This is a genomic window from Phenylobacterium sp. (assembly GCF_041919955.1).
Lineage (GTDB): Bacteria > Pseudomonadota > Alphaproteobacteria > Caulobacterales > Caulobacteraceae > Phenylobacterium.
Genome location: NZ_JAYRSU010000035.1, coordinates 22,263 through 29,495, shown reverse-complemented (window position 1 = coordinate 29,495; position 7,233 = coordinate 22,263). Strand labels below are relative to the sequence as shown.

The following is a 7,233-nucleotide window of genomic DNA, read 5'->3' as shown; positions in this document are numbered from 1 at the left end:
CAAAAACCTTGTTGGCGCCCCCCCCCCACCGCCGAACCTTCCTGATCGAGGCCGAGGCCGAGCACGACGTGCTGCTGCGCATCCTGGCCCCCTTCGCCGTGCAGGGCGCGCCGATCCTCAGCCTGGAGGCCGAACAGGCGTGCGAACTCACGGTCGCCCGCCTGGAGGTCGGCGGCCTGACCCACGCCCTGGCCGAACGCCTCGCCGAAAAGCTGCGCGCCCTGCCGGTCGTCCGCAGCGTCGGTCTCGGCTGGCGTGTCGCGCTGGCTGCTGCTTAAGAAATGATTCACCCCAAATTCTACGTGAAATGAGGAAATTCTTTACCGGGCCTGGATAGATGAGCATTAGGAATCTCTCGTCGAGGCTATACTTCAGTGCTTAGAGTCATAACCTGCCTGGCGACGGAGCATGACCTTCGCCTCGTGGTTGTCGCAGGCTTGGTTTGCTTCGGCGGCTGCTTCACCGCACTTAGGCTATACTCTAGGATGCGTGATGCGTCCGGACACGGTGTGCGTGCAGCCTGGGTGCTGCTCACCGGCCTGGTCGCCGGGTGCTCGGTCTGGGCGACCCATTTCATCGCAATGCTGTCCTTCGACACCGGGCTCAAGGCGGGTTTCCTGCCGCTCGGCACCCTGGCCTCGCTGCTGATCGCCGGCCTGTTCATGGGGGCCGCCTTCGCCGCCGCCGCTCTCGCCCACGGGCGGGCGGGCAAGCTGGCCGGCGGCGTGCTGGCCGGGCTCGGCGTAGGCGCCATGCACTACACCGGCATGTCGGCCTATGTGACCGAAGGCGTGCTGACCTGGGACCTCCCGCTCGTCGCCAGCTCGCTGGCCCTGGGGATCGGATTGGCCGTGGCGGCGATGTTCGTCGCCGACAGCGGCGACAAGCGCGGGCGCCTGCTCGCCGCGACCCTGTTGCTGACGCTGGCCATCTGCGGCCTGCACTTCACCGGCATGGGGGCGATCGTCATCGTCCCGGACGCCACCATAGACGTGCCGGCCCAGCTGCTGTCGTCGGTGATGATGACCCTGGCCGTGACACTGATCGTCGGGCTGATCATCCTGGGCGGCCTGTCCGCCGTGCTGATCGAAGGCGGCGCCAACGCCCAGGCCCTGCGCCGCATTCGCCGCCTGGCCGACGCCGCCTACGAAGGCATCGTGGTCGTCCGCAGCCAGCGCGTCCAGGACGCGAACGCCGCCTTCTGTGCCCTGGCCGGAGCCGAGGTCGCCGACCTGATCGGCCGACGCCTGGAGGGAGATCTGCTGAGCTTCGACGACGAGGGCGCCAACGGCCGCCGGGAGGGCCAGCTGACCCCTCGGGACGGGGGCGCCCCGATCCCGATCGAGACCTTCGCCCGCGTGCTGGAAGCCGGCCGCGGAACCGGCGAGCAGGACGACCTCGTGGTGCTGGCCGTGCGCGACCTGCGCGAACGCCGCTCGGCCGAGGAAAAGATCCGCTATCTGGCCGAACACGACGGCCTGACGGGTCTGGCCAACCGCAACGTCATGCAGTCGCGCCTGGCCCAGGCGCTGGAGCAGGCTTCCGTCTCCGGCGACAGCCTGGCGGTCATCTGCATCGACCTCGATCACTTCAAGGAAGCCAACGACCTGCACGGCCACCTCGCCGGCGACGCCATCCTCAGCGAGGTCGCGCGCCGCCTGAAGGCCAGTGTCGCCGCCCCGTCCTTCGCCGCCCGCCTGGGCGGGGACGAGTTCGTCGTCGTCCAGATCGGGGCCGGCGACCAGCCGACCGCCGCCGCCGAGCTTTCCGCGCGGCTGCTGGACGTGCTGCGCGAGCCGGTGGCCTTCGCCGACCAGTCGCTGCAGGTCGGCGCCAGCCTCGGCATCAGCCTCTATCGCGAGGATGGCGACAGCGGCGAAGCCCTGCTGGTCAACGCCGACATGGCGCTCTACCGCGCCAAGGAGGACGGCCGCGGCAACTACTGCTTCTTCAAGCGCGAGATGGACGAGACCATCCGCGAGCGCCGCACCCTGGCGCGCGAGCTGCGTCAGGCCATCAGCCTGGAAGAGCTGGTGCTGCACTACCAGCCCCTGGCCCGCGCCGAGGACGGCGAGGTCTGCGGCTTCGAGGCCCTGGTCCGCTGGCGTCATCCGCAGCGCGGCATGGTCCCGCCGATGGACTTCATTCCGATCGCCGAGGAGAGCGGGCTGATCCTGCCGCTGGGCGAATGGGTGCTGCGCCGCGCCTGCGCCGACGCCGCGGCCTGGGACAAGCCCCTGCGCATCGCCGTCAACCTGTCCCCGGTCCAGCTGAACCAGCCGAACCTGGCCGCGATGGTCCACGAAATCCTGATGGAAACTGGCCTGGCCCCGCGCCGCCTGGAACTGGAGGTCACCGAGACCGCGCTCTTCAAGGACTACCAGCGCGCGCTCGACAACCTGCGCCGCCTGAAGGCGCTGGGCGTGCGCATCGCCATGGACGACTTCGGCACCGGCTTCTCGTCGCTCTCGACCCTGCAGTCGTTCCCGTTCGACAAGATCAAGATCGACAAGAGCTTCGTCGAGAACATCCACCGCCACGATCGCGCCACCGCCATCGTGCGTGCGGTGCTCAGCCTCGGCCGCAGCCTGGAGATTCCGGTCACGGCCGAAGGGGTCGAGACCGCCGAGCAGCTTGAATTCCTGCGCGGGGAAGCCTGCGCCGAGGTTCAGGGCTACGCCATCGGCCGCCCCGCGCCCATCGACGCGCTGGACGGCTGGACGGACGAGACTGTGCGCGAGGCGCTGGCGGGCTAGGGCCCGCCAAGCGCGCTCTAGGTCGCGGGGCGGGTCACCCGCGGGGAGAGGTTGGCGATCACCGCCCGCGCGTCGAACGCGCGCGGATCGTCGGCCGGCTTGGCGCCTCGGTTCATGACGATTTCGGCGCTGGCCTCGAACTTGGTGACCGTGCGCACGTCCATGCGGTCGGCCCAGAAGGGGTCGCCCCACCACGGATCCCAAGTGCGCCAGCCGAAGCCGCCATAATAGCGCCAGTAAGGGCGCCAGTAGCCGTAGGACGGGCCGTACCAGGGGCTATAGAACGGATCACGCTCCACATAGGTGCGGCGGTCGGTCTCGGTGTTGCGATCGACGATGGCGAACCAGTCGTAGCCTTCCTGAACCGTCAGCTCGGCGGCGCGGAAGAGCAGGTAGCCCTCGACGGTCTCGCGGGAGGTCAGGCTGTTGCCGGTGAAGTTGACCCGGAAACGGTTGGCCTCGATCCGCTGTTCGGAATAGCCGCCGGAAACGGACTGGCCGGGAATGTTCGGCTGGTACGGCGTTGCGGTGGCGCAGGCGCTCAGCAGGCCCGCAAGGGCGAGGCTGGCGACAATGGCGGCTGACTTGCGTGACATGACTTCAGAACCCGAAGCTCCGTCGTCCCTCGACGACAGGCGATCTTAGGCGGAACACCTGGGCCTAAATATGGTTGCGCTTGTTGGCGCGCGATAGCCGAAACTCGTCGGCCATTTCAACGCGCGCACAAAAATTACAGTTTTCAATAGCTTGACCTTGCGCGCCCATCAGCCACCGGCGGCCTTGCGGGCCATCATCGCCGCTGCGGTCAGCAGCAGCAGGCCGACCGCCACGGCGAAGCCGCGTCGGAAGCCGGGCTCGGTCATCTTGGCGGCGAGGGCCGCGCCGCCCAGGCCGTAGGCGCTCATGGCCAGGACGTCGAGCGTCAGGGTCGCGCAGGCGAAGGCGGCCAGTTGGGCGGGCAGGGGACGCGCGGGGTCCAGGAACGGCGGCAGCACTGCTGTGAAGAACAGCACCGCCTTCGGGTTGGCGATCTGCACGGTGAAGCCGTCCAGATAGGCCGACTTGCCCTGCCGGAATGCGCCGGCGCTCGGCTCGGCGTCCTTCTGGAACGCCCCTTTAAGCGACTTCAGCCCCAGCCAGGCGATATAGGCGGCGCCCGCATAGGCCAGCAGGTGGAACACCTGGGGGAAGGCCAGGATCAGCGCCCCAAGGCCCAGAGCGGCGGCGAGGAACCAGACCAGGGTCGCGCTGTTCATGCCCGCCACCCCGATCAGGGCCGCGCCCTTGCCCTTCTGGGCGCCGGTGGCGATGGCGAACAGGTTGGCCGGGCCGGGCGTCACGGCCATGACCGCCATCACCCCCAGGAAAGTCGCATAGCGGGCAGGGTCGACAGGCAGGTGCATCGGAATCTCGGACGAGGGAGGACGCAGAAATGCTGACTCCGCCCCGAGGTAATCCCCATTGCCTCGCTCGGAAAGATCGGCGACCTGCGAAATCTGATCGGGAGGGACAATGGGTCCGGAGTTCTGGCTGTATTTCGCCGTCGGCTTCGCCGCGCAGCTCGTCGACGGTGCGCTGGGCATGGCCTACGGCGTGGTGACGACCACCGTCCTGCTGGCCAACGGCGTCACGCCCGCCAACGCCTCGGCCAGCGTCCACGCGGCCAAGGTGTTCACCGGCGCGGCCTCGGCGATCTCGCACATCGCCCACCGCAACATCGACTGGCGACTGCTGGCGCTGCTGTCGGCGGGCGGGGTGATCGGCGGCGTGGCCGGAACCTACATCCTGACCTCGGTCGACGGCGATGCGATCAAGCCCTACGTGGTCGGCTGGCTGGGCCTCATGGGCCTCGTCATCCTCTATCGCGCCTGGAAAGGCGCGCGGCCCAAGCCGTTCTCGTGGAAGTCGCCGCTGCCGCTCGGCCTGGTGGGCGGCTTCTTCGACGCGGTCGGCGGCGGGGGCTGGGGCCCGGTCGTCACCTCGACCCTGCTGGGGACCGGCGCCGATCCGCGCAAGGCGATCGGCACGACCAATGCGGCCGAAGCCTTCGTCGCCGCGGCGGTGTCAGCCGCCTTCCTCGCAGCGCTGGTTTCGGGCCACTGGGACACCGACGGCCTGGCCGACCACCTCTGGTCGGTGCTGGGCCTGATCGGCGGCGGGGTGATCGCCGCTCCCGTCGCCGGCTGGATGACCAAGGTCCTGCCCTTGCGGATGCTGACCTGGATCGTCGGCCTGCTGGTGACGGGCCTGGCCGTCTGGCAGGCCTGGGTGCTGTTCGCCTAGGCCCCGACCGTCGCCAGCGTCCAGACGATCCGGCCGGCCGCGCCGAACAGCAGAACCGCCGTCGCCGCAAGCTGGATCAGGAAGCCCGCCTCGCGCTTCTTGGGGTCAGCCACATAGCCCAGGGCGTAGAGGATCCGCCCGACGATCCACACCACGCCCAGGGCGGCGGCAACCAGGTCGTTCCAATAGATCGCGAACAGCCAGAGGCCCGCCAGGAACGGCGGAAGCCACTCCAGGGTGTTGTAGTGCGCGCGGATGTGGCGCTCGAGGATCGGATCGCCCGACATGGCCGGGGCGGCGATGCCGCACTTGGCGCGCGCCTGACCCACGCGGATCCCCATCCAGACATAGACGAGCAGCGCGGCCACGGTGACCAGCGCGACATAGCTGTGCGGTTGCATGTTTCCCCCTCAAGTCGCTGGCGCCCGGGACGCCTTGGGGTCAAGCTTGGCACAGTCCGGGCCCCGCAGGGAACCGCCCTTGCGGGTTGATGCGTTTCACTCGTGTGCTGGAACACTGGAGGCCCCGCCCATGCAGGTCCTTTCCGAAGCGATCCGCGATATTTCCTACGACAACGAACGCGCGAAGCTGTTCGTGACGTTCAACGACGGCGACATGTACGTCTATGTCGGCGTCCCGGGCGAGGTGCACCGAAGTTTCCTCGACTCGGACTCCAAGGGCCAGTTCTTCGCCTACGAGATCCGCGACCAGTACCCGTACAACAAGGTCGAGGCCTGAAGGCCGCGCACCCACGTGTCATCGCGGTTTCGGCGCAGCCGAAGGCCGGGATCCATTCGCGTCTGAACTGGAGAACGGGGCGCGGCAGAGCCGCATCCTGCGCCATCGGGTGTTCATGGGTCCCGGTCTTGCTGCGCAAACCGGGATGACACCGATGGATATCCCGGTCGGCGCCGCAGCCCGGCGCCGACCGGAAGTTCGTCCTAGCCCCGGCGGTCGCGCTTGGCGGCGACGCGCAGGCGCAGGGCGTTCAGCTTGATGAAGCCGGCCGCATCGCGATGGTCGTAGGCGACCTTGCCTTCCTCGAAGGTGACCAGGTCCTGATCGTACAGCGAGTAGGGGCTGGTGCGGCCGATGATCGTGACGTTGCCCTTGTAGAGCTTCACCCGCACCTGGCCGGTGACGTTCTTCTGGCTGTAGTCGATGGCCGCTTGCAGCATCTCGCGCTCAGGGCTGAACCAGAAGCCGTTGTAGATGAGCGACGCATATTTCGGCATCAGCTCGTCCTTCAGGTGCATCGAGCCGCGGTCGAGGGTGATGCTCTCGATGCCGCGGTGCGCCGCCAGCAGGATCGTGCCGCCGGGCGTCTCGTAGACGCCGCGTGACTTCATGCCGACGAAGCGGTTCTCGACCAGGTCCAGGCGGCCAACGCCGTTGTCGTGGCCCAGTTGGTTCAGCTTGGTCAGCAGGGTCGCGGGCGACATCTTCACGCCGTCGATGGCCACCGGATCGCCGCCCTCGAAGTCCATGGTGAAGACGGTCGGCTCGTTCGGCGCATCCTCGGGCGAGATGGTGCGCATGTGGACGAACTCAGGGGCCTCGACCGCCGGATCCTCCAGCACCTTGCCCTCGGACGAGGAGTGCAGAAGGTTGGCGTCGACGCTGAACGGCGCTTCGCCGCGCTTGTCCTTGGTGATCTGGATCTGGTGCTTCTCGGCGAAGTCCAGCAGCGCCTCGCGGGACTTGAAGTCCCATTCGCGCCAGGGGGCGATCACGTGGATGTCGGGCTCGAGGGCGTAGTAGCCCAGCTCGAACCGGACCTGGTCGTTGCCCTTGCCGGTCGCGCCGTGGCTGACGGCGTCGGCTCCGGTGGCGCGGGCGATCTCGATCTGGCGCTTGGCGATCAGCGGCCGGGCGATCGAGGTGCCGAGCAGGTACTGGCCTTCATAGACCGTGTTGGCGCGGAACATCGGGAACACGAAGTCGCGCACGAACTCTTCGCGCAGGTCCTCGATGAAGACGTTCTCGGGCTTCACGCCGGCGGCGATGGCCTTGGCGCGGGCGGGTTCGATCTCCTCGCCCTGGCCGAGATCGGCGGTGAAGGTGACGACCTCCGCCCCGTATTCCGTCTGCAGCCACTTCAGGATGATCGAGGTGTCGAGCCCGCCGGAATAGGCCAGGACGACTTTTTTGATGGAGGGTTTGGTCGTGCTCATGGGCGGCACACTACGCCATG

8 protein-coding genes are annotated in these 7,233 nt (G+C 68.0%); 4 read left to right on the top strand and 4 right to left on the bottom strand.

The window, feature by feature from the left end:
- Both ACE3T2_RS20235 and ACE3T2_RS20230 read left to right on the top strand, forming a co-directional pair.
- Window positions 1-278, top strand: a 278-nt coding sequence (locus ACE3T2_RS20235; RefSeq protein WP_374660728.1) for a hypothetical protein, incomplete at its 5' end; no start/stop codon positions are given.
- 96 nt (window positions 279-374) lie between these two features.
- Window positions 375-2,756 carry an EAL domain-containing protein gene (locus tag ACE3T2_RS20230; protein WP_374660726.1) on the top strand — a complete coding sequence of 794 codons (2,382 nt, stop codon included), beginning with the start codon at window positions 375-377 and terminating at the stop codon, window positions 2,754-2,756.
- Between the two features lie 17 nt (window positions 2,757-2,773).
- Here ACE3T2_RS20230 and ACE3T2_RS20225 read toward each other — a convergent pair whose 3' ends face one another.
- Both ACE3T2_RS20225 and ACE3T2_RS20220 read right to left on the bottom strand, forming a co-directional pair.
- The gene (locus ACE3T2_RS20225; RefSeq protein WP_374660724.1) at window positions 2,774-3,352 is read right to left on the bottom strand and encodes a hypothetical protein; all 579 of its coding nucleotides are present in this window, start codon (window positions 3,350-3,352) and stop codon (window positions 2,774-2,776) included.
- A gap of 168 nt (window positions 3,353-3,520) precedes the next feature.
- On the bottom strand, window positions 3,521-4,159 hold the full coding sequence (locus ACE3T2_RS20220; RefSeq protein WP_374660722.1) for a LysE family translocator: 639 nt from the start codon (window positions 4,157-4,159) through the stop codon (window positions 3,521-3,523).
- A gap of 109 nt (window positions 4,160-4,268) precedes the next feature.
- Here ACE3T2_RS20220 and ACE3T2_RS20215 point away from each other — a divergent pair, with 109 nt between their 5' ends.
- Window positions 4,269-5,039, top strand: coding sequence for a sulfite exporter TauE/SafE family protein (locus ACE3T2_RS20215; protein ID WP_374660720.1), 771 nt, complete (start codon window positions 4,269-4,271; stop codon window positions 5,037-5,039).
- Here ACE3T2_RS20215 and ACE3T2_RS20210 read toward each other — a convergent pair.
- Window positions 5,036-5,440: an MAPEG family protein gene (locus ACE3T2_RS20210; protein WP_374660718.1), complete on the bottom strand. Its 405-nt coding sequence runs from the start codon at window positions 5,438-5,440 to the stop codon at window positions 5,036-5,038. The two genes, ACE3T2_RS20215 and ACE3T2_RS20210, sit on opposite strands and share 4 nt — an antisense overlap.
- 130 nt (window positions 5,441-5,570) lie before the next feature.
- Here ACE3T2_RS20210 and ACE3T2_RS20205 point away from each other — a divergent pair, with 130 nt between their 5' ends.
- On the top strand, window positions 5,571-5,777 hold the full coding sequence (locus tag ACE3T2_RS20205; protein WP_374660716.1) for a KTSC domain-containing protein: 207 nt from the start codon (window positions 5,571-5,573) through the stop codon (window positions 5,775-5,777).
- A 203-nt stretch (window positions 5,778-5,980) separates the two neighbouring features.
- On the opposite strand, the gene ACE3T2_RS20200 is transcribed toward ACE3T2_RS20205, so the two are convergent.
- Complete coding sequence (locus tag ACE3T2_RS20200) at window positions 5,981-7,213, bottom strand: argininosuccinate synthase (RefSeq protein ID WP_374660714.1); 1,233 nt, start codon at window positions 7,211-7,213, stop codon at window positions 5,981-5,983.
- Window positions 7,214-7,233: the final 20 nt, after the last annotated feature.

Excerpts from the sequence above, each read along its gene's own strand:
- ACE3T2_RS20225 (WP_374660724.1), bottom strand. The coding sequence starts at position 3,352 with ATGTCACGCAAGTCAGCCGCCATTGTCGCCAGCCTCGCCCTTGCGGGC.
- ACE3T2_RS20220 (WP_374660722.1), bottom strand. The coding sequence starts at position 4,159 with ATGCACCTGCCTGTCGACCCTGCCCGCTATGCGACTTTCCTGGGGGTG.
- ACE3T2_RS20215 (WP_374660720.1), top strand. The coding sequence starts at position 4,269 with ATGGGTCCGGAGTTCTGGCTGTATTTCGCCGTCGGCTTCGCCGCGCAG.
- ACE3T2_RS20210 (WP_374660718.1), bottom strand. The coding sequence starts at position 5,440 with ATGCAACCGCACAGCTATGTCGCGCTGGTCACCGTGGCCGCGCTGCTC.
- ACE3T2_RS20205 (WP_374660716.1), top strand. The coding sequence starts at position 5,571 with ATGCAGGTCCTTTCCGAAGCGATCCGCGATATTTCCTACGACAACGAA.
- ACE3T2_RS20200 (WP_374660714.1), bottom strand. The coding sequence starts at position 7,213 with ATGAGCACGACCAAACCCTCCATCAAAAAAGTCGTCCTGGCCTATTCC.